General features: G+C 34.0%; 28 protein-coding genes. 8 read left to right on the top strand and 20 right to left on the bottom strand.

Annotated elements, in window-relative coordinates:
• Positions 1 to 22 precede the first annotated feature (22 nt).
• Positions 23 to 934, bottom strand: coding sequence for an AEC family transporter (locus tag T410_RS08685; RefSeq protein ID WP_035670604.1), 912 nt, complete (start codon positions 932 to 934; stop codon positions 23 to 25).
• Between the two features lie 136 nt (positions 935 to 1,070).
• Here T410_RS08685 and T410_RS08680 point away from each other — a divergent pair, with 136 nt between their 5' ends.
• The 3 genes from T410_RS08680 to meaB all read left to right on the top strand — a co-directional run bounded on the left by T410_RS08680 (position 1,071) and on the right by meaB (position 3,367).
• On the top strand, positions 1,071 to 1,478 hold the full coding sequence (locus T410_RS08680; RefSeq protein WP_035670601.1) for an Rrf2 family transcriptional regulator: 408 nt from the start codon (positions 1,071 to 1,073) through the stop codon (positions 1,476 to 1,478).
• A 56-nt stretch (positions 1,479 to 1,534) separates the two neighbouring features.
• Positions 1,535 to 2,182 (top strand): NAD(P)-dependent oxidoreductase, encoded by a 648-nt coding sequence (locus T410_RS08675; RefSeq protein WP_035670598.1) that lies wholly within the window; start codon positions 1,535 to 1,537, stop codon positions 2,180 to 2,182.
• A gap of 96 nt (positions 2,183 to 2,278) precedes the next feature.
• Entirely contained in the window at positions 2,279 to 3,367 is a 1,089-nt protein-coding gene (gene meaB / locus T410_RS08670) for a methylmalonyl Co-A mutase-associated GTPase MeaB (RefSeq protein ID WP_035670595.1), read from the top strand.
• 33 nt (positions 3,368 to 3,400) lie between these two features.
• Here meaB and T410_RS08665 read toward each other — a convergent pair whose 3' ends face one another.
• The 4 genes from T410_RS08665 to T410_RS08650 all read right to left on the bottom strand — a co-directional run bounded on the left by T410_RS08665 (position 3,401) and on the right by T410_RS08650 (position 7,109).
• A complete protein-coding gene (locus T410_RS08665; protein ID WP_035670594.1) occupies positions 3,401 to 4,198 on the bottom strand; it encodes a hypothetical protein in 798 nt (265 codons plus the stop codon).
• A gap of 234 nt (positions 4,199 to 4,432) precedes the next feature.
• Positions 4,433 to 4,663, bottom strand: coding sequence for a hypothetical protein (locus tag T410_RS08660; RefSeq protein WP_035670593.1), 231 nt, complete (start codon positions 4,661 to 4,663; stop codon positions 4,433 to 4,435).
• A gap of 76 nt (positions 4,664 to 4,739) precedes the next feature.
• Complete coding sequence (locus tag T410_RS08655; protein ID WP_152556943.1) at positions 4,740 to 5,648, bottom strand: prohibitin family protein; 909 nt, start codon at positions 5,646 to 5,648, stop codon at positions 4,740 to 4,742.
• 81 nt (positions 5,649 to 5,729) lie between these two features.
• A complete protein-coding gene (locus T410_RS08650; RefSeq protein WP_035674290.1) occupies positions 5,730 to 7,109 on the bottom strand; it encodes an MATE family efflux transporter in 1,380 nt (459 codons plus the stop codon).
• Positions 7,110 to 7,343: 234 nt separating this feature from the next.
• On the opposite strand from T410_RS08650, the gene T410_RS08645 reads away from it, so the two are divergent.
• Positions 7,344 to 7,895, top strand: coding sequence for a hypothetical protein (locus T410_RS08645; protein ID WP_035670590.1), 552 nt, complete (start codon positions 7,344 to 7,346; stop codon positions 7,893 to 7,895).
• A 54-nt stretch (positions 7,896 to 7,949) separates the two neighbouring features.
• Here T410_RS08645 and T410_RS08640 read toward each other — a convergent pair whose 3' ends face one another.
• A complete protein-coding gene (locus tag T410_RS08640; protein ID WP_035670587.1) occupies positions 7,950 to 8,828 on the bottom strand; it encodes a phosphate--nucleotide phosphotransferase in 879 nt (292 codons plus the stop codon).
• Positions 8,829 to 9,017: 189 nt separating this feature from the next.
• On the opposite strand from T410_RS08640, the gene T410_RS08635 reads away from it, so the two are divergent.
• Together T410_RS08635 and T410_RS08630 are read left to right on the top strand one after the other, a co-directional pair.
• Positions 9,018 to 9,839: a hypothetical protein gene (locus T410_RS08635; protein WP_035670584.1), complete on the top strand. Its 822-nt coding sequence runs from the start codon at positions 9,018 to 9,020 to the stop codon at positions 9,837 to 9,839.
• A gap of 148 nt (positions 9,840 to 9,987) precedes the next feature.
• Positions 9,988 to 10,704 carry a 3-ketoacyl-ACP reductase gene (locus tag T410_RS08630; protein ID WP_035670581.1) on the top strand — a complete coding sequence of 239 codons (717 nt, stop codon included), beginning with the start codon at positions 9,988 to 9,990 and terminating at the stop codon, positions 10,702 to 10,704.
• A 153-nt stretch (positions 10,705 to 10,857) separates the two neighbouring features.
• Here T410_RS08630 and mtaB read toward each other — a convergent pair whose 3' ends face one another.
• Positions 10,858 to 12,186, bottom strand: coding sequence for a tRNA (N(6)-L-threonylcarbamoyladenosine(37)-C(2))-methylthiotransferase MtaB (mtaB, locus tag T410_RS08625; protein WP_035670578.1), 1,329 nt, complete (start codon positions 12,184 to 12,186; stop codon positions 10,858 to 10,860).
• 133 nt (positions 12,187 to 12,319) lie between these two features.
• Between mtaB and T410_RS08620 the strand changes: the two genes are divergently transcribed.
• Entirely contained in the window at positions 12,320 to 12,901 is a 582-nt protein-coding gene (locus T410_RS08620; protein ID WP_035670575.1) for a hypothetical protein, read from the top strand.
• A gap of 185 nt (positions 12,902 to 13,086) precedes the next feature.
• Here the strand turns inward: T410_RS08620 and T410_RS08615 are convergent, their stop codons facing one another.
• From T410_RS08615 to hisS, 11 genes are all read right to left on the bottom strand, one after another.
• Complete coding sequence (locus T410_RS08615; RefSeq protein ID WP_035670572.1) at positions 13,087 to 13,884, bottom strand: Cof-type HAD-IIB family hydrolase; 798 nt, start codon at positions 13,882 to 13,884, stop codon at positions 13,087 to 13,089.
• Positions 13,885 to 14,079: 195 nt separating this feature from the next.
• Positions 14,080 to 14,232: a hypothetical protein gene (locus T410_RS17060; protein ID WP_193743735.1), complete on the bottom strand. Its 153-nt coding sequence runs from the start codon at positions 14,230 to 14,232 to the stop codon at positions 14,080 to 14,082.
• A gap of 1 nt (position 14,233) precedes the next feature.
• On the bottom strand, positions 14,234 to 14,479 hold the full coding sequence (locus tag T410_RS08610) for a hypothetical protein (protein ID WP_035670570.1): 246 nt from the start codon (positions 14,477 to 14,479) through the stop codon (positions 14,234 to 14,236).
• A gap of 34 nt (positions 14,480 to 14,513) precedes the next feature.
• A complete protein-coding gene (locus tag T410_RS08605; protein ID WP_035670567.1) occupies positions 14,514 to 14,732 on the bottom strand; it encodes a DUF2007 domain-containing protein in 219 nt (72 codons plus the stop codon).
• Between the two features lie 12 nt (positions 14,733 to 14,744).
• A complete protein-coding gene (locus T410_RS08600; RefSeq protein WP_051929377.1) occupies positions 14,745 to 15,458 on the bottom strand; it encodes a DEAD/DEAH box helicase in 714 nt (237 codons plus the stop codon).
• A 59-nt stretch (positions 15,459 to 15,517) separates the two neighbouring features.
• A complete protein-coding gene (locus T410_RS08595) occupies positions 15,518 to 16,681 on the bottom strand; it encodes a sigma-54 dependent transcriptional regulator (RefSeq protein WP_035670565.1) in 1,164 nt (387 codons plus the stop codon).
• Positions 16,682 to 16,818: 137 nt separating this feature from the next.
• Positions 16,819 to 18,135, bottom strand: coding sequence for an ABC transporter permease (locus T410_RS08590; protein ID WP_035670563.1), 1,317 nt, complete (start codon positions 18,133 to 18,135; stop codon positions 16,819 to 16,821).
• Between the two features lie 72 nt (positions 18,136 to 18,207).
• Positions 18,208 to 19,128 carry an ABC transporter ATP-binding protein gene (locus T410_RS08585; RefSeq protein ID WP_035670560.1) on the bottom strand — a complete coding sequence of 307 codons (921 nt, stop codon included), beginning with the start codon at positions 19,126 to 19,128 and terminating at the stop codon, positions 18,208 to 18,210.
• 146 nt (positions 19,129 to 19,274) lie between these two features.
• On the bottom strand, positions 19,275 to 20,390 hold the full coding sequence (dnaJ, locus tag T410_RS08580) for a molecular chaperone DnaJ (RefSeq protein ID WP_035674284.1): 1,116 nt from the start codon (positions 20,388 to 20,390) through the stop codon (positions 19,275 to 19,277).
• Between the two features lie 77 nt (positions 20,391 to 20,467).
• A complete protein-coding gene (locus T410_RS08575; RefSeq protein WP_035670557.1) occupies positions 20,468 to 21,046 on the bottom strand; it encodes a nucleotide exchange factor GrpE in 579 nt (192 codons plus the stop codon).
• 300 nt (positions 21,047 to 21,346) lie between these two features.
• Positions 21,347 to 22,717, bottom strand: coding sequence for a histidine--tRNA ligase (gene hisS, locus T410_RS08570; RefSeq protein WP_035670553.1), 1,371 nt, complete (start codon positions 22,715 to 22,717; stop codon positions 21,347 to 21,349).
• 309 nt (positions 22,718 to 23,026) lie between these two features.
• Between hisS and T410_RS08565 the strand changes: the two genes are divergently transcribed.
• Positions 23,027 to 24,271, top strand: a complete 1,245-nt coding sequence (locus tag T410_RS08565; protein ID WP_035670551.1) for an ABC transporter permease — start codon at positions 23,027 to 23,029, stop codon at positions 24,269 to 24,271.
• 69 nt (positions 24,272 to 24,340) lie between these two features.
• On the opposite strand, the gene prmC is transcribed toward T410_RS08565, so the two are convergent.
• Positions 24,341 to 25,201, bottom strand: coding sequence for a peptide chain release factor N(5)-glutamine methyltransferase (prmC, locus tag T410_RS08560; RefSeq protein ID WP_035670549.1), 861 nt, complete (start codon positions 25,199 to 25,201; stop codon positions 24,341 to 24,343).
• A gap of 45 nt (positions 25,202 to 25,246) precedes the next feature.
• Positions 25,247 to 25,732, bottom strand: a complete 486-nt coding sequence (locus T410_RS08555) for a GNAT family N-acetyltransferase (RefSeq protein WP_035670547.1) — start codon at positions 25,730 to 25,732, stop codon at positions 25,247 to 25,249.
• Between the last annotated feature and the right edge of the window lie 6 nt (positions 25,733 to 25,738).

Raw genomic sequence — 25,738 nt, 5'->3', positions numbered from 1 at the left:
CGAATTGTAAAAAAGATCTAAATTAAATAAATTGTGCAACGAAATACCAAAAAATCAATGTGACAAATGACAATGGTATTCCAAAACCAATCATCATACTACTCAATCTGGGTTTTAAACCATGAGAAGTAGCCAAAATACTTGCTGTAATCATTGGGGCCATAGCCGCTTCCATGATGGATACCTGAATTGGTTTTGAATGCTGTTGCAAAATTACGACATACAATAAATAGATCAGCGCCGGAGTCACTAATAATTTATACAAAAGTCCTAATCCCAAAAATTTCCAATGTTGGCTTTTCCTATCAAATCGCAATTGCAATCCAACAGAAAGCATCGCCAAAGGAGTCATCACACTTCCCACTTTTTGCAAACCAAACTGAATATATTCGTGGAAATCAAAATCGAATACATTCATTAAACAAGCCAACAGAAAAGTGATAAATGGAGGAAAGAACAATATTTTCTTTGCAATATGAAATCCATTTGGACTTCCACTAGAGAATAAAGTAGCCACAAGAATTCCTAAGGTGGAAAGCACTACAAAAGTACCAGGCTGATCAACCAGAATGGCAGTTTTTAAACCTTCTTCACCGTACAAAGCTTGAATTATGGGGAAACCTAAAAAGGAAGTATTTCCCAAACCGGCTGTTATAATCAAACAACCCGTAAGCTTTTTTGACCATCCAAATCTATTCCCTAAAAAGCTAAAAAAGAAATACGAAACCGTAAATCCAATCCAAGTAACACCAATAGGAAAAAGCAGCTTATTATCCCACTCAATTTTAGGGATATAATACAAGGCCAAAGCAGGAAGACAAATATAAATAACCACATTATTTAAAATCTTGAAGGTATTAGACGGAAAACGTTTCACTTTTTGCAATGCGATTCCAAGAAACAGACAAACGAAGATTAGGATAATGTTATTCATAATGTAGAATTAAATGCAAAAATACTATTTAAATTTATTTAGAAAAAAAAGGAAATTACCATTTTGCTTTTTCATTATGTAAAAAACTTGCTGATTTCAATTTTATTTGTAAATTTGTAATATATTTTATTACAGTATGATTTCAGGTAAATTTGCAATAACAATCCATATCCTTACTTTACTTTCTAAATTTCCAGAGGACTATTTATCTTCTGAATTTATAGCGGGAAGCATGAATTTACATCCAGTTTTAGTACGAAAGGAAATAGCAAATCTGAAGAAAAATAATATTGTAGAAAGTAAAGAAGGTAAAAATGGAGGAACGAAACTGCTGAAATCTGCTTCAAGTATTTCACTAGACGCCATTTTTAAAATGACTTTTGACACGGTAAATTTAGGTTTCTCAAAAAACAAACCCAATCCAGATTGCCTTGTAGGAAACAAAATCAATGAAAATTTAGAAAATTTATATGAAAACATCAACGAAAAAATCAGCTTGCAATTAAGCGGCATTTCATTGGAAGATTTTTCGAATAAATTTTAAACTATTTTTTTGAATTAAACTGTAACATTTTTTATTACTTTTAAATACATATAATTATGAAAATCGCCATTATTGGAGCCACAGGATTTGTAGGCTCCGCTATTTTAAATGAATTAGCAAGTCGTAATCATGAAATTACCGCTATTGCCAGAAATCCAAAAAATGATGAAAACACAACTATCAAATGGGAGAAAGCAGATATAAATAACATCGAAGAACTAGCTAAAATTACTGCAGGAAGTGATGTGGTAATAAGTGCTTTCAATGCTGGATGGACCAATCCAAATTTATATACCGATTTTCTTGAAGGATCAAAAGCGATTCAGAAAGGGGTTAAAAAATCAGGTGTGAAACGATTTATTACTATTGGTGGCGCAGGTAGTTTATTTGTCGCTCCAAATTTACAAGCCGTAGATACCCCCGATTTTCCTAAAGAATATTATGCCGGAGCCACAGCAGCAAGGGATTATTTGAACATTATAAAAGAGGAAAAAGAGTTGGATTGGGCATTTTTTAGCCCGGCTTTTGAAATGCACCAAGGAATTACTACAGGACGAACTGGAAAATACCGTTTGGGATTAGACACTCCAGTTTTTGATGAAAATCAAAGAAGTATTTTATCAGTCGAAGACTTAGCCGTTGTCATTGCGGATGAAGCAGAAAATCCAAAACACCATCAAGTACGTTTTACAGCGGCTTACTAATTTAGATTAATAATTTTAATCAAAACAGTTTCACAAGGCATTCGCTTTTTGAAACTGTTTTTGTTTTCACTACTTTTACTTTTCAAATAAATAGTTTTGCCGAATAAAAAACAACATCCTAGCACCTTACATGAAAAACCTGGGATTTCTCAACCAGAAATCATCAGTCCAATCGCTGTTGCGCACATTAAAAAATTCAGAAAAATTCAACCTTCCCCCAAAGAATTGGTTGACGGGATTTTAGCAGGAAATATAACGGCGCTGAGTCGGGCAATTACCTTAGTTGAAAGTACAAATAGCGAACATTTAGCGAAAGCCAATGAAGTTATAAATGCTTGCTTACCTCATGCCAATAAATCTGTCAGAATAGGTATAACGGGAGTTCCCGGTGTGGGAAAAAGCACCTTTATTGAAGCTTTTGGAAAACACTTGACCAGTTTAGGAAAAAAAGTGGCCGTTCTCGCCGTTGATCCCAGTAGTACGATTTCACATGGAAGTATTTTAGGTGACAAAACCCGAATGGAAGAATTGGTTAAAGATAAAAACGCTTTTATTCGCCCCTCGGCATCAGGAGAAACTTTGGGTGGTGTTGCCCGAAAAACCAGGGAAACCATTACGCTTTGTGAAGCTTGCGGGTTTGACACCATAATTATTGAAACTGTAGGAGTTGGTCAAAGCGAAACTGCTGTTCACAGTATGGTGGATTTCTTTTTACTTCTAAAAATTTCAGGTGCTGGTGATGAATTGCAAGGTATCAAACGCGGTATTATGGAAATGGCAGATGCTATCGTAATCAATAAAGCCGATGGTGATAATATTAGAAAAGCCAACTTAGCAAAACTAGAATTCAATAGAGCATTGCATCTTTTTCCTGCTAAAAAATCGGGTTGGATACCGACCACTTCAACTTGTAGTGCAATAACACATGAAGGAATTATTGCTGTTTGGAAAACTATTGTACAATTTCTGGAACTGACAAAAAACAATAATTATTTCTTTGAAAAGCGAAAAGAACAAAACCACTATTGGATGTTAGAAACCATCAACGAACAGTTGAAATTGAATTTTTATAATCATCCCGAAATTCACCAATTATTGGATTCAACTAAAAAAGCGGTTTCAACTGATGAAATTTCACCCTTTGCAGCCGCTCAATTATTATTGGAAAAATATTTTAAATTTTAATCCCGAATAACTAAATTTCAGAACTATTATTTTTTAACGAATGTTACCGACGGAATTTTTAGCCGTATCATGTTTCGTTTTTAAAACACCATTTTCTATGGTAAAACTAATGCGAACCTGAGTTTTTAAGGCATCTTTTAAACCCGAAGTTGCTTTTTCAGCTACAACAAATGCTAATTCAAAATCACCTTCTGATAATTCCAACTTAGAATCACTTGCGTTATCTTCCATTTTCCAAACCAGTTTTCCCGTTCTTGCATAGGAAGCCGCAGCTGCACCACCACCAGCACCTCCTGCTAAATTACCCACACTAGAAACTGCCGCCGATATAATAGCCCCTCCCGGCAAAGCACCACCCAATAACGAAGCGCCCTGTGATAATGCACTCCCAGCTGCATGTAATCCCTGATTTACTTTTTCACCAAAAGCAAGACTCTCATTTCTCGATAATTCAACAATGTTGCTATTGGCTATATTGACCTTATATCCTGTATTAGAAGGAAATAAAACGATACAACCTCCATCCGTTAATACCACATCTATTTTACCCGCATTTACTTTCTCACCAAATGTTGCTCCTTGAGTTTGTTTTGGAACGGTAACATTCATCGAAATTCTGTTTGGCATCCCTCCATTTATGTTATTTATATTGCTTTTTGCATTCTCTAAAGTTTCAGTCGCTGACTTTTTTTCTATTCCATTTAAAGAGATATCTGTTTGTACCTTTTTCTCTTTTATAGCTGCATCTAATCTTTTCAGTTGTGCAAAATTATTTTGAGCAACTAAAAGCAGAACAATCACAATTTGTAAAATTGAATTTTTATTTCTCATCTTGGTTCAAAATTAATGGTTTATAATAGTCTTCAAAAACAGTAAATCCAGAGCCTAATTCTCTGTTGTCTTTAATAAATAATCCTAAAAATCAGTTTGTTAAATTACAAAAAATCTTTGAATCTTGCTTTTATTTTTATTTTTACAAAAAATTACAAAACAAAAAAAAAGCTATTTGAAAAACACAATTGTCTTTTCGTATAGCTTTGTTTAAAATAAGGCAGTAGAAAATATTTACTCTTTTTCGTAACGCTCCATTTCTCTATCATAAAAATCATTCGCAAGAACAATTAATCCTTCCATTTCAGCATTCAATTCTCCTTCGTCTAGATCTTCTGCTTCTTCCATAAATTCTACCTCATCATCTTTAAGATTAATGATAAATCTTGGGTAATCTAAGTGTATGATGAAAATATCTTCCGGAAAATCAGTATTGTCGCCTAGTAAAAATTTTGGTAATTCCATTTTTTAATGTTTAATCAGTTAAATCATTTTTGTTTTTATTTCGATTAACAAATAACCGAATAAACTTTTTTAAAATCTATTTATCAGAAAGAATAACTGGTGTATTTCCTCTTCCATTCATAAAAATAATTTTAGTATTGGGAGAAGCCGCCAGTTCTTTTTGAGCTTTTATTTGCTCGTATTGCAATTGTTTATCTGACAATCCCGTTGAAATAATTCTTTGATAATCAGCAATACCTTGCGCTTCTACTCTTTTTCGTTCGGCCTCCTGTTTTTCTTTTTGAAGTACAAAAGTCATTTTTTGAGCGTCTTGTTCGGCATTAATTTTACTTTCAATAGATGCTTTTACTGATGTAGGAAGGTTAATATTTCTAATTAGCAATTGCTCCAAAACCAATCCTCTTGTTTTAAAATCAGCTTCTATCGTTTTGAAAATTCGTTGTTGAAATTCATTTCTTTTAGTAGAATATAAAGCGACTGCATCATAATAAACAGCGTTATCACGAATACGTGTTCTTGTTACGGGACGAACAATTTTATCGGAATAATCAACCCCAATTTGTTTCAAAATTTTAGGTGCTGACTCAGGCGAAACTCGGAATAAAACGGTCAAATCAATTACTACTTCCAGACCGTCATTTGACAAAACACGAATCGCATCATCACCTTCCTGAGCACCTTCTCCATGAACAGCTGACATAGTATAGTTTTGGGTTTGTATATCAAACTCTGTAATATCCAATAATGGATTTATCAAATGCAGCCCACTTTCCAAAACATCGGGTTGCACACTTCCGTATAGGGATTGAACGCCTACTTTTCCGGCATCAATTTGTTTAAACATAGAAGAAAAAAGCCCTAAAGCAATTACTAAAACGCCAATAATTTTTAGAACATTTGCAAATTTTGAAAACGGATTTACATTACTTTTTAATGAAAAACTTGTAATCAATAAAATTATTCCAAGAATAATAAATAGTATCATTTTTTTGTTTGGTTGGTTAGGTTTTGTTTATATGCTTATTATACGAGTAAAGAAATTAGAAGTTACATTGTATGAACATTATTATTTATGATTCTTTAAAACTAATTTTCTTGTTAATCTCGCAAAGCGAATATACAAAAATAAAGCGGCTGCAGTTAATCCCGCCAAAAGTCCAATCCAGATTCCTACTGCTTGCAAAGAAGTATATTTTCCAAGATAATATGAAATAGGAAAACCAATAACCCAATATGCAACAAACGTAATATACATAGGAATTTTCACATCTTGTAAACCTCTTAAAGCACCTAAAACAACCACTTGAATACCATCTGAAATTTGAAAAACAGCAGCTACCAAAAGCAACTTGGCTGTTATTATAATTATTTCCTGATTGTCTAAAACTTGAGCAGCATCAGTCATATTCAAAAACAAGTGTGGCAAAAAATTATGAAAAACAACAAAAACAATCCCGAAAAGTGTTTCCAGCATAATCGCCAATAAAAAAATGGAGCGTGCAACAATAATCAAATTTTTGTAATCGTTCATTCCTTTAGTATGACTCACTCTAATCATCGCAGTGACACTCAAACCCATAGCTACCATAAATGTTGATGAAGCAAGAGTTAATGCTATTTGATTAGCCGCCTGGCTATTTTTACCCAAAGAACCGGAAAGCCATATTGCCGCAGTAAATAAAGTTACTTCAAAGAGCATTTGCATCGCTGAAGGCAAACCCAAATTGATAATTTTTTTCAGAACTGATTTTCGGATTTCTTTGAAACTAAAATTTTTAAAATACCGTTTCAATGCCTCATTTCTTTTCATAAGATAATGCATAAAAACTACCATCATAATTCTTGAAATTACCGTTCCTAAAGCCGCACCAAGAATTCCTAATTTAGGAAAAATCCAAAATCCATATATCAATACATAATTAAAAAACACATGCACCACATTTGCCATAAAAATAGCATACATCGAATATTTTGTTTTCGCTAAACCATCAGCAAATTGTTTATATCCCTGATACATTATAACCGGAATTAAAGAAAAAGCGACCCAATCAATATAAGGAGCTGCCATATCGGCCACTTCTTTGGGTTGGTGCATCAAGTACATAATTTGTTTAGACAATACTGTCAAAATGAATAAAGCAATACCTAAAACCGTACACAGCAATAATCCATGATGAAAAGTAGTTCGGATTTTTTTATCATCTTTTTCGGCATCAGCCTCAGCAGTCAATGGCGTTATAGCCGTAGAAAAACCTATACCTAAAGACAAAGCAATGAAGATAAAACTATTACCCAACGAAACAGCGGCTAACTCAGTAGAACCAAGGTTACCCACCATGAAATTATCTACGATGCCTATCAATGTATGACCTAGCATTCCCAAAATCACAGGGTATGCTAATTTGATATTATAAGAAAACTCTTTGGTATAATGAGATAAATTCACTTTCTGTTTTTTTGTTGGCAAAGATAATTAGAAGGTTTCAATTGTATCGACACTATTACAAATATTAAATACTCCCTTATAATTATTAATCACAATCAACAATGAATTCTATAACAAAACCGATTAATTCTATAACAATCCTAGCAATTACGGGCTATACATTTGTAATGTTGTTTTGAATCAAATAAAAATCAGGACAGCACCAAAAAAAATATTAATAAAAAAATTACAATTATGAAAAGCACGGGAAAAATCAAAATGTTATTTGTTTTTGCAATAGCAATGATGTTTGCTAGCAATGTACAAGCACAAGACACAAAACAAGCAACAAACTACGATCAAGGATTTCGTTTAGGATTTGGAGCAAATGCAGGATATTCGGTTAATGATCCTTACAAATTGGCACTTGGGGCTGATGCAAGAGTTCAATACGATTTATCAAAAAGATACTCTTTAACTTTAACAACTGGTTTCAGCAACTTATTTGTAAGTAAAGCTGACGGGAATGATTTAGGATTTATCCCCGCAAAAGCAGGTTTTAAAGCTTTTGTATGGAATGATCAATTTTATGTAATGGGAGAAGCTGGTGCTGCCTTTGCAGTAACTAATAATTACAACAAAACGTCATTATTATTATCTCCTAGCATTGGTTATGCTTCAAAATATATTGACGTATCGTTACATTATGAGCACTATTCTGATTTTGAAAAATTAAACAATAATGGTTCAGTAGGAAAAGGTGTTGGGCAAATAGGAGTTCGTGTAGCTTATGGTTTCAAACTATAAACTATTTTGAATTTGTAAAAAAATGCGCTGACGTTCAGCGCATTTTTTTTTGACCTATTCCTTCTTCAGCATTTCTTTATACATTTCAATATTTCCTCTGATTTTTTCATCCATTTCAGGCTCTTTGATATCCGTATGTTTTTGCATTTCTTCCCAAATAATTTTGGCTAGAATATAACGGGCCATTTCTTTATCATCCGCAGGAATAACGTACCAAGGCGCATAATCAGTAGAAGTATTATTAATTGCCTCTTGGTAATAATGCATATAATCATCCCAACGATCTCTTTCTTTCAAATCACCTGTTGAGAATTTCCAGTTGTGTTTTTGTTCTTCCAGTCGGCGTAACAAGCGCTGTCTTTGCTCCTCTTTGCTCATGTGCAAATAGAATTTCAGCATAATCGTTCCGTTTTGGGTAATGTGCTTCTCAAAATTATTGATTTGCTGCATTCTATTCTCCCAAAACTCCGGTGTAATATCATTTACGGTTTCAATACCCGGCAAATTTTCATTCATAATATATTCAGGATGCACTCTGGTTACCAAAACATTTTCATAATGCGATCGGTTAAAAACCGCAAACTTTCCTTTTTCAGGCAAAACCAAATAATGTCTCCATAAATAATCGTGTTCTAACTCGCTTGAATTTGGTGTTTTAAAACTATGCACCACAACACCACGCGAATTAAATTCCTTAAAAACTTCCCGAATCATACTATCCTTGCCCGAAGTATCCATGCCTTGCAAACAAACCAAAACACCATAGCGATTGTGCGCATACATCACATCTTGTATTTCACTCAATTTCACTTGCACCTTATCCAGTTTCTCTTCTTTATCATCATCATCGGCTTTACTAAACAAGTTCGTAGGGATTTTAGACAATTCAATTTTGTCAATCACTTTAAAATCATCGGGTTTTATAGACTTCATGGGAAATATTTTATCTTTACATCTCAAATATAAGAAATATTAAGGATTAATCCTGATGCCATCCTGAGCGCAGTCGAAGGAAGGAGCTATTTCCAGCTATTCGTTGCAATCTTTTATTATTTTAAAGAAAATAATAAAAGGATTTCCACTGCTATCTGGGCTAGGGCATCCGTTTTCAAAATAAAAATCATGGAAAAATTTACACTCGAATTACTATTTCAAATTATCGGCATTGGTTCGGCATCAGGATTCATTCATAAAGACGATTCCTTGTTTATAATCTCTGATAACAGCTCTTTCCTTTACGAATACTCCATCAAGGAAAAAGAACTCCATAAAATAAAACTCTTCGAAAACAGCCAGGAAAACATTCCTAAAAAAGACAAATTCGATTTTGAATCCATTACCCAAAAAGAAAATAAATTATATATTTTCGGTTCTGGTTCCACGCCAAATAGAAACAAACGCATCAGTTACGGTCTTATTTCTAAAGTAATAGAAGAAAAAGACTTATCCACAATTTATGAAAAACTAAAACAAACAGCTTCTATTTCAGATAATGATTTAAACCTGGAAGGCGCTTTGTTCCATAATGAAAAATGGCATTTGTTTCAACGGGGAAATGGAGCGCAATCTAAAAATGGCATTTTTATTCTAGATAAAGAAGAAAATAGTATTCAGTTTTTTCCAATCGCATTACCAAAAATCCAAAACGTAGAAGCCACTTTTACAGATGCTATTCTCGTAGAAGATAAAATCTACTTCTTAGCAGCTGTCGAAAACACAACCTCAACTTATGATGATGGAGAAGTCCTGGGAAGTTTCATTGGCGCGTTGTCATTAGACACTTTCGAACTGACACTTACCCAAAAAATTTCGGAAACCCACAAATTCGAAGGATTAACTTTATATGCCAATTCAAAAGAAAAAATCGAATTCCTACTCTGCGAAGACAAAGACACCGAAGCGCTGGAAACGGATATTTATAAACTGACATTAGACAAAAAATGAAGTCTGTTCCAATAAAAAATGCTCATTTCATCCAAAATAACACAACGTTAAATTTAGATTAAAAAGAAAATCAAAATAGATTTCAAATGCAAAACGTACTACTTTTACAATAAACTCAGCCTTTTATTGGCAGCAAATAATTCATAAAATGACAGATTTAAAAAATAAAAACGCCCTAATCACCGGCGCAGGGAAAGGAATTGGAAAAGCAATCGCTTTGGCCTTAGCCAAAGAAGGCGTAAATATAATTTTGGTAGCACGTACACAAGAAGAAATAGACAGTGTAGCGGCAAAAGTGCGTTCGTTAAGAGTAAAAGCACTGGCAATAACCGCTGATGTCGCCGATATCAATTCGGTAAACGTTGCAGTTGAAAAAGCCTTGGCCGAATTTGGAACTATTGATATTTTAATCAACAATGCGGGAATTGCTGCTTTTGGAAAATTCTTAGAATTAGAACCAACGGATTGGGAACGCATCATTCAGGTAAACCTGATGGGAACCTATTATGTGACGCGTGCCGTTTTGCCAAATATGATCGAAAGACAAACGGGTGATATCATCAATATTTCTTCAACAGCAGGATTAAGCGGAAACGCTCTAACAAGTGCCTATAGCGCTTCTAAATTTGCAGTTTTAGGATTAACGGAATCGTTGATGCAAGAAGTCCGCAAGCATAATATTCGTGTGACGGCATTAACGCCAAGCACTGTTGCCACTGACATGGCCAAAGAATTAAACTTGACCGATGGCAATCCTGATAAAGTCATGCAAGCCGAAGACATGGCCGAATTAATCATCGCACAACTTAAACTAAACCGACGCGTATTTATCAAAAACAGCAGTATTTGGTCTACGAATCCTTAAAAGTAGTCGAAAGTCAAAAGTCTTAAAGTCGAATGGACGATAGGTACTATAAAAACCATTAAGGGATTAAGAAAATTAAGCGTAAAACTTAATGAACTTAATCCCTTAATGGTTTTTTAATCTTTTGCTTATATGACTTATATGTTTAAAAAATTAAACTAAAACATCTACAAAATCCATTCGTACGCTTCCGTCTTCATCGATTTTAGTCAAATTGATTTCACGCAAAGTATTTACTAATTCCGGATTCCAAGGTGTTTTTACTTTCACATAGTTTTCGGTAAAGCCGTGAATGTATCCTTCTTTATTTTCACTTTCAAACAAAACGGTTCTATTTGTACCCAACTGACTTTCGTAAAAAGCACGGCGCTTTTTAACGGATAATCCACGCATCATTTTACTTCGTTTAGCACGAACATTAGCAGGAACAACTCCACTCATATCAGCAGCTTCAGTATTATCTCGTTCTGAATAAGTGAATACATGCAAATAGGAAATATCCATTTCATTCAGGAAATTATAAGTCTCCAAGAAATGTTCATCGGTTTCACCGGGAAAACCAACAATCACATCAACACCAATACAAGCGTGTGGCATGACTTCCCTAATTTTATTTACTCTTTCGGTATATACTTCGCGTTGGTAACGACGTTTCATCAACTTCAAAATATCATTACTTCCAGATTGTAATGGAATATGAAAATGCGGTACAAATGTTCTACTTTTCGATACGAATTCTATAGTTTCATTTTTCAATAAATTGGGCTCAATAGACGAAATTCGCAATCTTTCAATTCCTTCCACTTTATCTAAAGCCTGAACCAATTCTAAGAAAGTATGTTCATGTTTTTTGTTTCCGAATTCTCCTTTTCCGTAATCACCAATATTGACTCCGGTAAGAACAATTTCCTTGATATTTTGTTTCGAAATTTCAGAAGCATTTTTCAGTACATTTTCCAATTCATCACTTCGAGAAATTCCCCTTGCTAACGGAATTGTACAGTAGGTACATTTATAATCACAGCCATCCTGCACTTTTAAGAAAGCACGGGTTCGGTCACCAATAGAGTAGCTTCCCACATAAAAATCAGCTTCGGCAATTTCGCAAGAATGCACCTCGCCCATATCATTTTTGGACAAATCATTTATATAATCGGTGATTTTAAATTTCTCCGTTGCACCAAGAACTAAATCCACACCATCAACTGCTGCTAATTCTTCCGGCTTCAATTGTGCATAACAACCTACCGCGGCAATAAAAGCCTTATCGTTTAGCTTCATTGCTTTTTTTACAATCTGCTTGAATTGTTTATCTGCATTTTCAGTTACTGAACAGGTATTTATTACATACATATCAGCGACTTCTTCAAAATCAACTCTATCAAAACCTTCGTCCTGAATAGAACGAGCAATAGTTGATGTTTCCGAAAAATTCAGTTTGCAACCAAGCGTATAAAAGGCAACTTTTTTTCTATTTTCCATAATTTATCTTAAACTAATGAAATCGTTGTCAAAAAATTTAAGTCTGCAAATTTACGCACAATATTCTGGAAAATGAAATCAATAATTTTCTATATATTAGCATCTTGTAGGAAAATAATTTAGACCCTAAAGAATGAAAAAAATAATTACAATTGTATTTCTTTTATTTGCGTTTCAAATAGATGCTCAAAACAATATTGAATGGGACGGAAAATATCAACTACAACTTTCTGATTTTCAATCTGGCGCCACTCAAATTGGGGATGTAAAAATTAATAGTATTCATAATGCTTCAAGTCTTGATTTTGCGTTCCAAATGAGCAATATTGAGTTTATGTTTACCAAGAATTTTAATTCTAAAGTAAGTTGTACATTCAAGCGTGATGCAGCATCCATTATTGCAACTGATAATAACACAGCAAATTATTTAGTAAATTTTGCGCAGTATGAATTTGATTTGGCCGAACTCTATGCCCGAAAATTGCGAAAAGAAATTTACGACAAAAAAGGGACTTTTTCTGATGTCAGTTTTTTACAACTTATCTATAATACCATTGAAAAACAATACACCGATGAACATGCAACCGCTTCAAAAATAACAGACCTTGGACAAAATGAGAAAAAGCTTTTAGAAATACGAACTGATGTACTGAAAAGAATACAAGAATATCCTGATTTTTGTAAAAGTTGTAAACCTCCAAAGAAAAAATCTTAGTTCAAGATAGATCTTTTTATTCAAAAGCTCAATTGTGTCGAGTGACAACTTATTTTTATAAACAAGTAAAGCGTTTGCAACTCGACCGCTTTCTAAAAACAAAAACCATTAAGAAATTATGCTTATTAAGAACTGGTCTTAAATCACCTTAATTTCTTAATGGTTTTAATATAATTTGAAAAATCTTAGTTCAAAATAAACCTTCGCACCACTTCGGCTACGCCATGATCATTATTTGAAGCAACAATAACATCTCCTTTATCTCTCAATTCAGGATCTACATTATCTACCCAAACCCCTAATCCGGCATATTGAATCATCGTCAAATCATTTCCTGCGTTTCCAACGGCTATGATCTCGCTTTGAAGAATATTTAATTTTTCTGCTAAAAATTTGATACTGGCGCCTTTATCAATTCCGTTTTGGGCTACTTCAAGAAAGAATGGTTTTGACATACATACACTAAGATGAGGCATAGCCGCTTTCAAGTCTTTTTCTACTGTTTTAAGATAACTTGGTTCTTCCAATAAAATACATTTTATGGCCGAAGACTGAACCTCATCTTTAAAACTTACCACTTTATTATGCTCTAATCCGGTGATATTTTTTTCAATGTCAATGTACTCAGAATCCGTCTCACTTACAATTTTCCCATCAAGATAAGTAATAATATGTGTTTTACTTTTTAAACTGTAATCATACAATTCATGAATTTGTTCTTGAGTCAAAGTTTGCTCAAAAATGATTTTATCTTCTTTTAAATCAGTAATTACAGCTCCGTTATACGATATCATATAGGAATTATCCAATTGCAATTCTTTGGCGTAAGCAATCATCGCAGGTGTTGGTCTACCGGAAGCTAAAACAATGTAAACCCCTAATTCCCTTGCTTTAGATAACATTGTTGCATTCTCGCTTGATATGGTATGGTCATCGGTCAACAAAGTGTCGTCCATGTCCAAAACTAACATTTTATATTTCATTCTTATTTTTTAAAAAGCAGTATTTCAAATACCGAAAATTCACAAATTATTTTTTTTTAATTTACTTTGATTTTGTCTTGTATCAAAAATTTGAAGAATACGAATTTCTCTTTCAGAATGATTTTTATAAATGATTTTATAATCTCGAACAAAAATTCTTCTAAAAGGTTCTCCTAAAAATTCATCTTCTTGATATTACTTCGCAAAATGAATATTTTTACTTTGAACCACAATATCTCTAATAACGTTTTTTGCTCCTTGAGGAGATTTTAACTTGATAAATTCAAATATTAATTTCAAATCGGCCTTGGCTTGATTATCCCAAAGTATGGTAATTGGCTTTTGCATATTACCACTTCTCGATTTCTTTTTCTAGATCTTCAATAGTTGTATATTTTCCTGATGAAATTCGTCCATCAGCTTCTTTAACCATATTGATGTATTCTTCTTTGTCAACTGGATAACCACTAATAGTATGAGCAACAACTTCTTTATCTAAAACAGATTTAAGCGCTATTATTTTTTTTAGTTTACTTTCATCAGTAATATGAAGCAACCAATCCATCAATTCTATTTTCTTTGCAGCTATGTCCATCTTAGAGAGTTATTTGAATAACAAATGTACAAATTTAAATACTCATTCTAAATTCTTCAATAACTGGATTCACTTTCGCAAACTCCGTTTCCTGAACAAATAATTCAACAGCTAAATCTGAATTTCCAAATCCTCCTAATCGAGCTGATTGTATGTTATTTTTCAAAACGGTATCGACTCCTATTGCTTCAATTCTCTGTTGTAGCGCCAAAGCTAAAATTTCACTTCCCGAAAACACTTTCATTAATCCCATCTTATTCTTTATTTAATTATTACCATTTTCCTCATCACCTTCTTGCTCATCAAAGTCGTCACCTGCTTCAGGCTCTAAATCTTCTTCTTCTTCTTCAAAATCTTCATCTTCATCCCCGTCAAAATCGAATTCAAAAGGCTCTACCAACATTTTTTCGGCAAGAATTTCTATTCGCTCCGTGAATTGTTCTGTAAAGATAATACGTTGCGTTTTGACAATACTATTCGAAATACGCATGATTTTAGTTTCATGACGCAATTTTAAAATTGGATCTGCATCATCTAAAATAAACATTTTCAATCGGTTTACATTATAACCAGCAGTAGTGAACATATCACTTAATTTATTTGGAGTCCCAATCAACACATCAATTCCTGAAGAAATATAATTTTTATCATATTCCATATCGCCTTTGTCATGCACACCATACACTTCTAAACTTGAATGCTTACCATATTTTTCAAAAAGCGCTACCATTTCTAATACTTTAGCTTTGTCCTCCACAATAATCAAAGCTCTCGGAGATTCTTCGGTTGCACCAGACAATCTCTGAATTACATTTAGCACAATTGTTGTTGATTTCCCGCTTCCTTTTGGAGCAATAACAATACAATCCGCTCCACTTTTCAGTGTCGAAAATGTTTCTTGTTGCATTGCATTGGCCTCTGTCAAACCGTTTTCAATTAAGGCTTCCTGTAACTTTTCGTTTATTTTTTTTAGTTTCATTTCTTATGATTGAAAGATTGAAAGATTAAAACAGTTGCTAAATCTTTAAATCATTAATTTTATTTACTTGCGAATAACTTCACATCACTTTCGGAAATTTCGCTTCCGCCAAGGATAATCAAGCGCTCCACTACATTTCTCAATTCACGGATATTCCCTGTCCAATCGTATTCTTGCAATAAACGAATCGCTGCTGCAGAGAATTTTTTTACGGTATTTCCTTGCTCTGAAGCAATTTTATCCGCAAAATGCGAAATCAACATTGGGATATCATCGCGTCTGTCATTCAATGATGGTACTTTTATCAGGATAACTGCCAAACGATGGTATAAATCCTCACGGAAACGCCCTTCGGCAATTTCTTTTTTCAAATCTTTATTGGTAGCCGCAACTACGCGAACATCGACTTTAATATCTTTATCTGCTCCCACTCTAGTAATCATGCTTTCTTGTAAAGCACGCAATACTTTGGCTTGCGCCGAAAGACTCATGTCACCAATTTCATCTAAGAAGATAGTTCCTTTATCTGCGGCTTCAAATTTCCCTGCGCGGTCTTTCACTGCCGATGTAAACGCTCCTTTTACGTGACCGAATAATTCACTTTCAATTAATTCGCTTGGAATGGCAGCACAGTTCACTTCGATTAAAGGGAAATTAGCCCGTTCACTTTTTTCGTGCAATTGATGTGCAACTAATTCTTTTCCGGTTCCATTTGGTCCCGTAATTAAAACTCGTGCTTCAGTTTGCGCAACCTTCTCAATCATCACTTTGATGTGATTGATGGCTTCGCTTTCGCCAATCATTTCGTAGTTTTTACTAACTTTTTTCTTTAGAATTTTATTTTCAACTACGAGTTGTTTTTTGTCTAAAGCATTACGAACCGTATTCAATAATCGGTTTAAATCCGGCGGTTTTGAAATATAATCAAATGCCCCCAAACGCATCGTATTGATAGCCGTTTCCATATCTCCATGGCCAGAAATCATAACCATAGGAATTTCGGGTTTGATTTTTTTTACTGCTTCCAGAACCTCAACACCGTCCATTTTTGGCATTTTGATATCGCACAAAACCAAATCGTAATCGTTGTTTTTTATTTTTTCAAAACCTACAGCACCGTCTTCGGCTTCCTCAACCTGATAGGTGTCATTTTCTTCAGAGAGTATTTTTGTGAGTACTCTTCGAATAGCGGCTTCGTCTTCTATGATTAGTATTTTTGACATATTTTTATTTTTTTAGCCCCGATTGAAGTGGAAATCCTTTTTATTTTTTCTTTAAAAATAAAAAGATTGCAACGGAAAGCGGGAAATAGCTCCATAAATTAATTAAATTTTAACGGAAGCGGAAACAAACCAAGTTCTTAATATTTCAACCATCGGTATAATTCGTTCCATGTTGGTTTTTTGCCGTACATGAGTATTCCTACCCGGTATATTTTGGCTGCAAACCAAACCACTGAAAAGAACGTACCGAATAATAATGTTATTGATATTGCAATTTGCCACCAAGGTACGCCAAATGGGATTCGCATGAGCATAACGATGGGAGAAGTAAGCGGAACCATTGAAAAAATGATTGCAATTGTTCCGTGAGGATCGTTTATAACAGTAAAAAAACCGATGTAAACGCTCAACATTAATGGCATAATGATAGGCAAAAGAAACTGTTGTGAGTCGGTTTGATTGTCGACTGCGGCCCCAATTGCAGCATAAAATGAACTATACAGAAAATAACCTCCAATGAAATAAATCACAAATCCAATCAAGATACTTGCAATGGGTAAATTCCATAATTCTTTGATATACATTTGAGCAGTTCCTGCAAATTCTTGTTGGGCAGTATGCATTAATTCGGGTGAAATTCTAGCTGTTGGCCCAACGTTTACACCAAAAAATATTGACGCGGCAAACATTAAAGACAGTCCGATAACGGCCCAAATAATAAATTGCAATAACCCGGCTAATGCCGTTCCTACAATTTTTCCCATCATCAATTGAAATGGTTTCACGGAGGAAATGATGATTTCTACAATTCTATTCGTTTTTTCTTCGATAACGCTTCGCATCACCATGTTGCCGTAGATGATAATGAACATCATAATAAGATAGCCAAAAGCGCCTCCAATACCTATTTTTATTTCGTTCAATCCTTTAACACTTTCTTCTCCAGAAGCTTTTGTCAAGTTAATATTCACTTTGGATTGGGCATTTTTGATAGCCAATGTATCCAAATGGGCTTTTTCTAAATTATTTTTTGTTAGCTTATTTGCTATCACATCCTGAACATTTTCAATGAATGAAATACTTGGGCTGCTGTTTGAAATAAATTGAATTTTATTTTCGAAATCTTTAGAATTGTTCTCTTTAGGAATATATAGTAATCCTTCGTAGTTTTCGTTTGTGATGCTGTCTTTGAGGAATTTCAAATCTATTTGAGACAAATCGAGGTATTTGTATTCTCCTTTCTTAACATTTTGAGCTGTAAATTCCTTTGCAAATAAACCAGATTCATCGTGAATGGCGATTCGTTTGGTATCCGCTTTCATGGAACTTAAATACCCCACAAACGCAGCTATTCCCACAAACAATAACGGACTTAGAAAAGTCATGACAATAAAAGATTTATTACGCACTTTGGCAATAAATTCTCTTTTTATGATTAATGAAATTATGCTCATTTATATATAGATTATTGGATTGTCAGATTGTTAGATTTTTCGAAAAATCGAAATGTCAATTAATCTGAAAGTCTATTTTGTTACTGTTTGTATAAAAATATCATTTACACTTGGTATTTTTTCTACAAAGTGCGTCACTTGCCCGCGTTGCGTAAGGATATTCAATAATTCATTTGGAGTGGAATTTCCCAATTGAATTTCCAGTTTCAATTCATTGTTGAGTGATTTAAAATTCGCCGGTCCTACAGTAAATTTTTGTGTAACAGCATACATTAAACCTTCAACATTATCTGATAAAATACCCACTTCAAAACTATTAGTCTTAAACTGTCTCTTGACATCATCCAGTTTTCCTTCAATCAATTTATTCGATTTATGAATCAGCGCAATATGATCGCATAATTCTTCTACACTTTCCATGCGGTGTGTCGAAAAAATTATGGTGGCGCCATCTTCTCGCAACTTCAAAATTTCATCCTTTATAACATTTGCATTTACAGGATCGAAACCAGAAAAGGGCTCATCAAAAATCAACAATTTTGGTTTGTGCAACACACAAACGACAAACTGAATTTTTTGTGCCATTCCTTTGGACAGTTCCTGAATTTTCTTGTTCCACCAGCCTTGAATTTCCAATCTGTCAAACCAATATTCTAGTTGTATCTTCGCCTCAGTCTTAGAAAGACCTTTCATTTGCGCCAGATACAAACATTGCTCCCCCACTTTCATCGTGTTGTACAATCCTCTTTCTTCAGGTAAATACCCTATATATTGAACGTGTTTAGGTTGCAGTTTTTCACCATCCAAAATAATTTCGCCACTATCAGGTAATGTAATTTGATTTATTATTCGGATAAGCGATGTTTTACCTGCACCATTTGGCCCTAAAAGTCCGTAGATACTTCCTTTGGGAACAGTTAATGAAACCTCGTTAAGCGCCACATAATCACCGTATTGCTTGACGACTTTATTAACTTCAAGTATATTACTCATGCTACATTTTTAATTGGTGTAAAAGTAAATAATTAGTACCGAAATACTTAGAATTGTTACATAAAAAACCCATCCTTATTTTAACAAGGATGGGAAATATATTTTTCAGATTAGATGCGATAAATCGTGTCTCTACATATTTTTTATTATGAAAACATATCTTTTACTTTCTCGAAAAATGATTTATCTGATTTTTCAGGACTTGGAATAAAATTTTCATCCGTAAGATTTTTTTCGAAAAATTGTTTTTGGTCTTTGCTCAGCGTTTTTGGCGTCCAGACATTTACATGTACAAGTAAATCTCCACTACCATATCCGTTTAAACTCGGAATTCCTTTTCCTTTTAATCTCAGAATTTTCCCTGATTGAATTCCTTCTTCCAGTTTAATTCTCACTTTTCCGTTTATGGCTTCGATATCTTTAGAAATTCCTAAAACTGCTTCAGCAAAACTAATGTATAAGTCATAGTGCAAATTCTCCCCTTCACGTTTCAATAATTCATGCTCAATTTCCTCGATTGCAACAATCAAATCGCCAGGAATACTATTTCCAGGAGCATCATTCCCTTTATTGGAAACTTTTAATTGCATTCCGTCAACTACACCTGCAGGTATTTTTATTGAAACTGTTTCATCTTCAAGAATCATTCCTTGAGAATCCGCATTTGCTGGTTTTTTATCTAAAATTTGACCTGAACCATTACAAGTAGGGCATGTAGAAGCTGATTGCATTCTACCCAAAATTGTATTAGTAACGCGCATTACCTGTCCTTGACCATTACAGGTAGAACACGTTTTATAGCTAACTCCCGGTGCTTGAACCTTGCGTTTTACTTTTACTTTTTTCTCTACACCATTGGCAATTTCTTCCAATGTCAATTTTACTTTGATACGAAGGTTGCTTCCTTTAGCACGACGAACTCCGCCGCCTCCACCGCCTCCGAATCCACCAAAACCACCTCCGAAAATATCACCAAACTGACTGAATATGTCATCCATATTCATTCCGCCGTGACCTCCTCCGCCAAAACCTCCTGAACCATCAAATGCTTGATGACCGTATTGATCATATTTAGCCTTTTTCTGGGGATCACTTAGTATTTCGTATGCTTCGGCTGCTAATTTAAATTTTTCTTCTGCCGATTTGTCTCCAGGATTTTTGTCAGGATGATGCGCTATTGCTTGTTTTCTATAGCCTTTTTTAATTTCGGCAGCATCAGCATTCTTTGAAATGCCTAATATTTCGTAAAAATCTTTTTTCATTTTTATTTTTCTTTTGTTGAGTCGCACTACAGCGCTCCTCTACGCGTGATGTAAAGACCTGATAAACTGAGTCTGTACTACTGCCCTATAACAACTTTTGGAAAACGAATAATCTTATCTCCCAATTTATATCCTTTTTCAAGAACATCGACAATTTTACCTTTCATTTTGTCTGACGGCGCAGGAATTTGAGTTATTGCTTCAGCAAAATCTGCATCAAAAGCATCTCCAGCTTTAACCTCAACTTGTTCTAATCCTTTAGAAACTAATGTGTTTTTTAATTTCTCATGAATAAGTTCTACTCCTTTTAATAGTAGTTCATCTTCAGATTTGCTTATTTCCACAATAGCTCTGTCAAAATCATCTAAAACAGGCAACATAGCAAGTAAAACTTCTTGATTAGCTGTTTTAAACAACTCGATACGCTCTTTAGAAGTTCTTCGTTTGTAATTTTCAAATTCAGCAAATAATCGTAAATACTTATCTTTTTCTTTGGCTAAGTCTTGAGTTAATTGCTCTTCAACACCTAATTCTTCAATAATAAGCTGCTCACCATTCGCATTCTGTTCTAATGTTACGTCATCTATTTCTTGATCGATTTCTGTATTTTCAGTAGTCATATTACTTGTGTTTTTAAAAAAATTCTTAAACTTCATTTTTTATTCTTTTCTTTGGATTGCAAAAGTACTGCCAAATCTTATAAAATGTCAAATTGTCACCTCACTATTGTAATGCTCTTTTGTTTTTAATTCATTTCAGCAAAATAATTTTAATGCATCACACTGAAATTTTAATATAATTTTAAGACTATATCGATAATGATTCCATAAATTTGTTAATGTTTCTTTGAAGAAAACATAAAAGGTTGCCCACTAAAAAATTATTAATTCATATTACCCTATATTAAAAAAAGCTTCGTTTTATAAAACGAAGCTTTTTTTATGTTTTAACATCACTTATAAAAGTGCCTTTTTCAATCCTTCAAAATCCAGCAAAACCTGCTCTCCTGTCACTAAATTTTTAAGCGAAAAAGAATTAGATTCCATTTCTTGCTCGCCCACAATTACCGCAAAAGGAATTCCTCGCTTATCTGCATATTGAAACTGCTTAGCTACCTTTGCATTATCTGGATATAATTCTACTTTTATACCGGAAGTTCTTAATTTTTTTATGGCTTGTAAACCATAAAATGCCTCGATATCACCATAATTAATAAACAACGCTTTGGAAGTTGCTGTTACGGTTTCAGGAAATAAATTCAATTCTTCGATAACTAAATAAATTCGGTCTAATCCAAAAGAGATACCCACACCACTCATATTTTTGAGTCCAAAAATCCCAGTCAAATCATCGTATCTTCCTCCACCACCAATAGACCCCATGGCGACTGATTTTGGCGGAGCCACTTCAAAAATCGCACCTGTATAATAGTTTAATCCTCTTGCTAAAGTCACATCTAAATCTAAAATAGAAGTATTCAATCCCAATTTCATCACGTTGTCACAAATAAAACGCAACTCTTCAACTCCTTTTATTCCTTCACTGGATTCCGAAAGCAAAACCGATAATTGATTTATTTTCTCTGAAATAGACCCAGTGAAATTAAATAGCGGCTGTACTTTTTCAATGGCTTCTTCAGAAATGCCTTTCTCCATCATTTCTTTTTTTACACCGTCCTCTCCTATTTTGTCCAGTTTGTCTAACGCTACTGTAAAATCTATTAATTTATCTGACGCACCGATTACTTCTGCAATTCCAGATAAAATTTTTCTGTTATTGATTTTGATTGTAACTCCTTCTAAACCCAAACTGGTAAAAACAGTGTCGTATAACTGGACCAATTCTACTTCCTGCCACAAGGATTTAGAACCCACCACATCAGCATCACATTGAAAAAACTCTCTGAAACGTCCTTTTTGTGGACGGTCAGCTCTCCATACGGGTTGGATTTGGTATCTTTTGAATGGAAATTCAATTTCGTTTTGATGTTGTACTACATAACGAGCAAACGGAACGGTTAAGTCATAACGCAAGGCTTTTTCGGAAATACTTGACGTTAATTTAGTACTATCTTTATTTTCTAAATGAGCAGCATTGGCTTTAGCCAAATAATCCCCGGAATTTAATATTTTAAAAATCAATCGATCTCCTTCTTCACCGTATTTACCCATTAAGGTTTCGGAGTTTTCGAATGAAGGTGTTTCTATTGGTTGGAAACCAAATTTTTCGAAATTACTTTTTATAATCTGAATGATATATTGACGTTTTGCCACCTCAGTTGGTGAGAAATCTCTAGTCCCTTTTGGAATGCTCGGTTTTGATGCCATTTTTTGATTATTGTATTTTTATATTTTCAGATTTAGGAATTGTTGAAAAACTCCAGATTCTAATTCTTTGCAAATATCTTATTTTTAAAATAAATCTGTTTACAAATTTTTGCATTTTATTACAAGATGACTAGCCCAGATTACAGCGAAAATCTGGAAGTGAAAAATAATATTGTTTTCACGAACTGATTATAGCGAAAAGGTGGATACGAGCGAAGCGAACTAACGAAGTAAATAGCTCCAAAAAATAAATTAGATTTTTTGAAAAGAAAATTTGTAACAAAATTTGTATTTTCGTGTCAAACTCGTATGATGCTAAAATTATTCAAAGAAAATGTCCGAATTGCCTTTGGTTCTATTAGAACACAATTGCTGCGAACTATACTCACTGTACTGATTATTGCGATTGGAATAACTGCTTTGGTGGGGATTTTAACTGTGGTTTCAGCTTTAGAAAACACGATTTCAACTGATTTTGCTTCGATGGGAGCGAATACTTTTAATATTAATCAATACGAAAACGAAGTACGAAACCGTGGCGGAGAAGAACGTGAAATAATAAATCCCATTATTTCTTATCCGGAAGCTGTCGCTTTCAAAAACAAATATAAATATCCTTTTACTGAAACTTCCCTTTCTTTTAAGGCCACATCGGTAGCGGAAGTTAAATACGGAGCTATTAAAACCGACCCTGAAAATTCAATTGTAGGTGTTGATGAACATTTCATGACCAATTCCGGTTTAGAAACCAGCGCAGGACGTAATTTCACCGGTTTTGACATCGATAACAATGCGTATGTGTGTATCGTAGGTTCTGATTTTGAAAAAGGATTACTAAAAGATGTGAATCCAATTGACAAAGTAATTTCGATTCGTGGTGCCCGATTCAGAGTTATAGGAGTCCTAAAAGAAAAAGGGTCTACTTTTGGAAATAATCAGGATTTACGGGTTTTAATCCCAATACAAGTCGCTCGTTCCTTATTTACCGCACCAAATATCAATTACACCATGAGTATCATGGTTTCCAAAAAAGAATTGCTGGACCAAGCTATTGATAATGCTACCAGCACGATGCGCCGGGTACGCAAATTAAGCCCTATAAAAGATAATAATTTTGGTGTTGTCCGCAGTGATGATCTTATCAACAGAATCCTTGGAATAACTAAATACCTTGGACTTGCTTCCTGGCTTATTGGCATTATTACTGTTCTTGGATCTTCTATTGCTTTGATGAATATCATGATTGTCTCGGTGACGGAACGTACCCGGGAAATAGGGGTTCGAAAAGCATTGGGCGCCAAAAAGACTACAATTGCTTTTCAGTTTTTTATAGAAACATTACTTATTGGACAATTAGGTGGATTGGTAGGAATAATTTTTGGAATCCTGATTGGTTTTGGTATCGCAACCGCAATGAGTTTTGATTTTGTCATTCCGTGGGGCGCTATTATGGCGGCATTTATAACCAGTTTTATAGTGGCAATTGTTTCCGGTCTATATCCGGCGGTAAAAGCTGCAATGCTAGACCCAATTGAGGCGTTGCGATATGAATAGTTAGCAGCTAAAAAAACGAAGTTTTTTTTGATTTTAGAATATTGATTAACGATTTTTGATTTTAGAAGTTTAAAGGCTTAAATCTGCTTTCATCATTCTGTCATTTCCGTAAATATCTTTGCGCAATTCAATATTTTTGAAATTCATTTTTTCGAGCAAATCGATCATTTCTTTTCCTAAATATTGATTGATTTCAAAATACAACTGTCCGTCTTCGGATAGATTTTTTTGAGCCAATTCGGCTATTTTTTTATAAAAAATCAAAGCATCATTATCTTCGACAAAAAGAGCCATATGCGGTTCATTGTCCAAAACATTTTTCTTAATTTCCTCTTTTTCCAGATTTCGAACATAAGGAGGATTCGAAACGATAATATCAAATTGTTGCCTTAAATCTTCCGTTTCAAGAATGTTTTGATTGATAAAAGTAACTTTTACGGCATTAATTTTGGCATTTTTTTGGGCTGTGACCAATGCTTTTTCGGAAACATCAATAGCAAAAACCTGTGCATTTTGAAGATTTTTAGCCAATGAAATTGCGATGCAGCCACTTCCTGTTCCAATATCTAAAATCTTTAGATTTTTAGACTTTTGGATTATTAGATTATTAGATAAAACCCATTCAACTAATTCTTCGGTTTCCGGTCTTGGAATCAAAACGTTTTCATTGACTTCAAAATCCAATCCATAAAAACTCGTTTTCCCTAATAGATATTGAACTGGTATTTCCTTTAGCAATTGTTCTAAAATAGAATTCCAAATCAAAATTTCTTCATCTGAAAAAACCAAATCAAGATGCAACGCTAAGTCAATTCTTTTCAGTTGTTTTTTTTCTTCAAGAATCAAATAGAAAAAACTCTCGGCTTCTCCAGGATCGTAAATTGGAGTAAGCGCGTCAATAAATTGGGTCCTGTATTCTTTTATTTTCATTTTAGTAGAAATCGGTTCTTAATGAATAATGCTATCAATTCAAACTTATAATTCTTTCAGCATCCAAACGGGGCAACTAGTATGACCGGTACTTCCCATTGGGGAACAAATGTATTCGAAACCTACTTTTTTATATAACTTCTGGGCATCAAGCATAAATGGCATTGTTTCCAAGTAACATTTTTCGAAACCAAAATCCTTTGCACTTTGCAGACATAGCGCCATCATTTTACTGCCAATTCCAAGACCTCGTGTTTCTGGAAGAAAGTACATTTTTTGCAATTCACAAATAGTTTCCGCTTCATTTTCAAGTGGCGCTACTCCGGCAGAACCAATGATTCTCCCCTCTTTTTCAACTACATAATAAACAGATTTAGGCTTATTGTACTCTTCAAACATTAAATCCAAATAAGGATCTTCATAGGCCGTTCCTACCTTTGGAATGTTCAATTCATCAAAAACCGCTCGTATCAATTGTGCAACCGCTTGATTGTCTTCTTTTTTTATTTTTCTAATACTGTAGTCTTCCATTTTCAC

Source organism: Flavobacterium sp. 83, from assembly GCF_000744835.1.
GTDB lineage: Bacteria > Bacteroidota > Bacteroidia > Flavobacteriales > Flavobacteriaceae > Flavobacterium.
Note: the sequence above shows the minus strand (reverse complement) of the source record. Positions and strands in the feature narration are given on the sequence as shown.

Coding starts and splice junctions, on each gene's coding strand:
- T410_RS17060 (WP_193743735.1), bottom strand. CDS start 14,232: ATGCAAAAGCCAATTACCATACTTTGGGATAATCAAGCCAAGGCCGAT.
- dnaJ (WP_035674284.1), bottom strand. CDS start 20,390: ATGAAAAAAGATTTTTACGAAATATTAGGCATTTCAAAGAATGCTGAT.
- T410_RS08630 (WP_035670581.1), top strand. CDS start 9,988: ATGACAGATTTAAAAAATAAAAACGCCCTAATCACCGGCGCAGGGAAA.
- T410_RS08675 (WP_035670598.1), top strand. CDS start 1,535: ATGAAAATCGCCATTATTGGAGCCACAGGATTTGTAGGCTCCGCTATT.
- T410_RS08590 (WP_035670563.1), bottom strand. CDS start 18,135: ATGAGCATAATTTCATTAATCATAAAAAGAGAATTTATTGCCAAAGTG.
- T410_RS08555 (WP_035670547.1), bottom strand. CDS start 25,732: ATGGAAGACTACAGTATTAGAAAAATAAAAAAAGAAGACAATCAAGCG.
- T410_RS08645 (WP_035670590.1), top strand. CDS start 7,344: ATGAAAAGCACGGGAAAAATCAAAATGTTATTTGTTTTTGCAATAGCA.
- T410_RS08665 (WP_035670594.1), bottom strand. CDS start 4,198: ATGAGAAATAAAAATTCAATTTTACAAATTGTGATTGTTCTGCTTTTA.
- T410_RS08655 (WP_152556943.1), bottom strand. CDS start 5,648: ATGATACTATTTATTATTCTTGGAATAATTTTATTGATTACAAGTTTT.
- T410_RS08615 (WP_035670572.1), bottom strand. CDS start 13,884: ATGAAATATAAAATGTTAGTTTTGGACATGGACGACACTTTGTTGACC.
- T410_RS08680 (WP_035670601.1), top strand. CDS start 1,071: ATGATTTCAGGTAAATTTGCAATAACAATCCATATCCTTACTTTACTT.
- T410_RS08640 (WP_035670587.1), bottom strand. CDS start 8,828: ATGAAGTCTATAAAACCCGATGATTTTAAAGTGATTGACAAAATTGAA.
- T410_RS08605 (WP_035670567.1), bottom strand. CDS start 14,732: ATGGGATTAATGAAAGTGTTTTCGGGAAGTGAAATTTTAGCTTTGGCG.
- T410_RS08595 (WP_035670565.1), bottom strand. CDS start 16,681: ATGTCAAAAATACTAATCATAGAAGACGAAGCCGCTATTCGAAGAGTA.
- T410_RS08565 (WP_035670551.1), top strand. CDS start 23,027: ATGATGCTAAAATTATTCAAAGAAAATGTCCGAATTGCCTTTGGTTCT.
- T410_RS08610 (WP_035670570.1), bottom strand. CDS start 14,479: ATGGACATAGCTGCAAAGAAAATAGAATTGATGGATTGGTTGCTTCAT.
- T410_RS08635 (WP_035670584.1), top strand. CDS start 9,018: ATGGAAAAATTTACACTCGAATTACTATTTCAAATTATCGGCATTGGT.
- T410_RS08600 (WP_051929377.1), bottom strand. CDS start 15,458: ATGAAACTAAAAAAAATAAACGAAAAGTTACAGGAAGCCTTAATTGAA.
- T410_RS08585 (WP_035670560.1), bottom strand. CDS start 19,128: ATGAGTAATATACTTGAAGTTAATAAAGTCGTCAAGCAATACGGTGAT.
- prmC (WP_035670549.1), bottom strand. CDS start 25,201: ATGAAAATAAAAGAATACAGGACCCAATTTATTGACGCGCTTACTCCA.
- mtaB (WP_035670578.1), bottom strand. CDS start 12,186: ATGGAAAATAGAAAAAAAGTTGCCTTTTATACGCTTGGTTGCAAACTG.
- T410_RS08685 (WP_035670604.1), bottom strand. CDS start 934: ATGAATAACATTATCCTAATCTTCGTTTGTCTGTTTCTTGGAATCGCA.
- T410_RS08575 (WP_035670557.1), bottom strand. CDS start 21,046: ATGAAGTTTAAGAATTTTTTTAAAAACACAAGTAATATGACTACTGAA.
- T410_RS08660 (WP_035670593.1), bottom strand. CDS start 4,663: ATGGAATTACCAAAATTTTTACTAGGCGACAATACTGATTTTCCGGAA.
- hisS (WP_035670553.1), bottom strand. CDS start 22,717: ATGGCATCAAAACCGAGCATTCCAAAAGGGACTAGAGATTTCTCACCA.
- T410_RS08620 (WP_035670575.1), top strand. CDS start 12,320: ATGAAAAAAATAATTACAATTGTATTTCTTTTATTTGCGTTTCAAATA.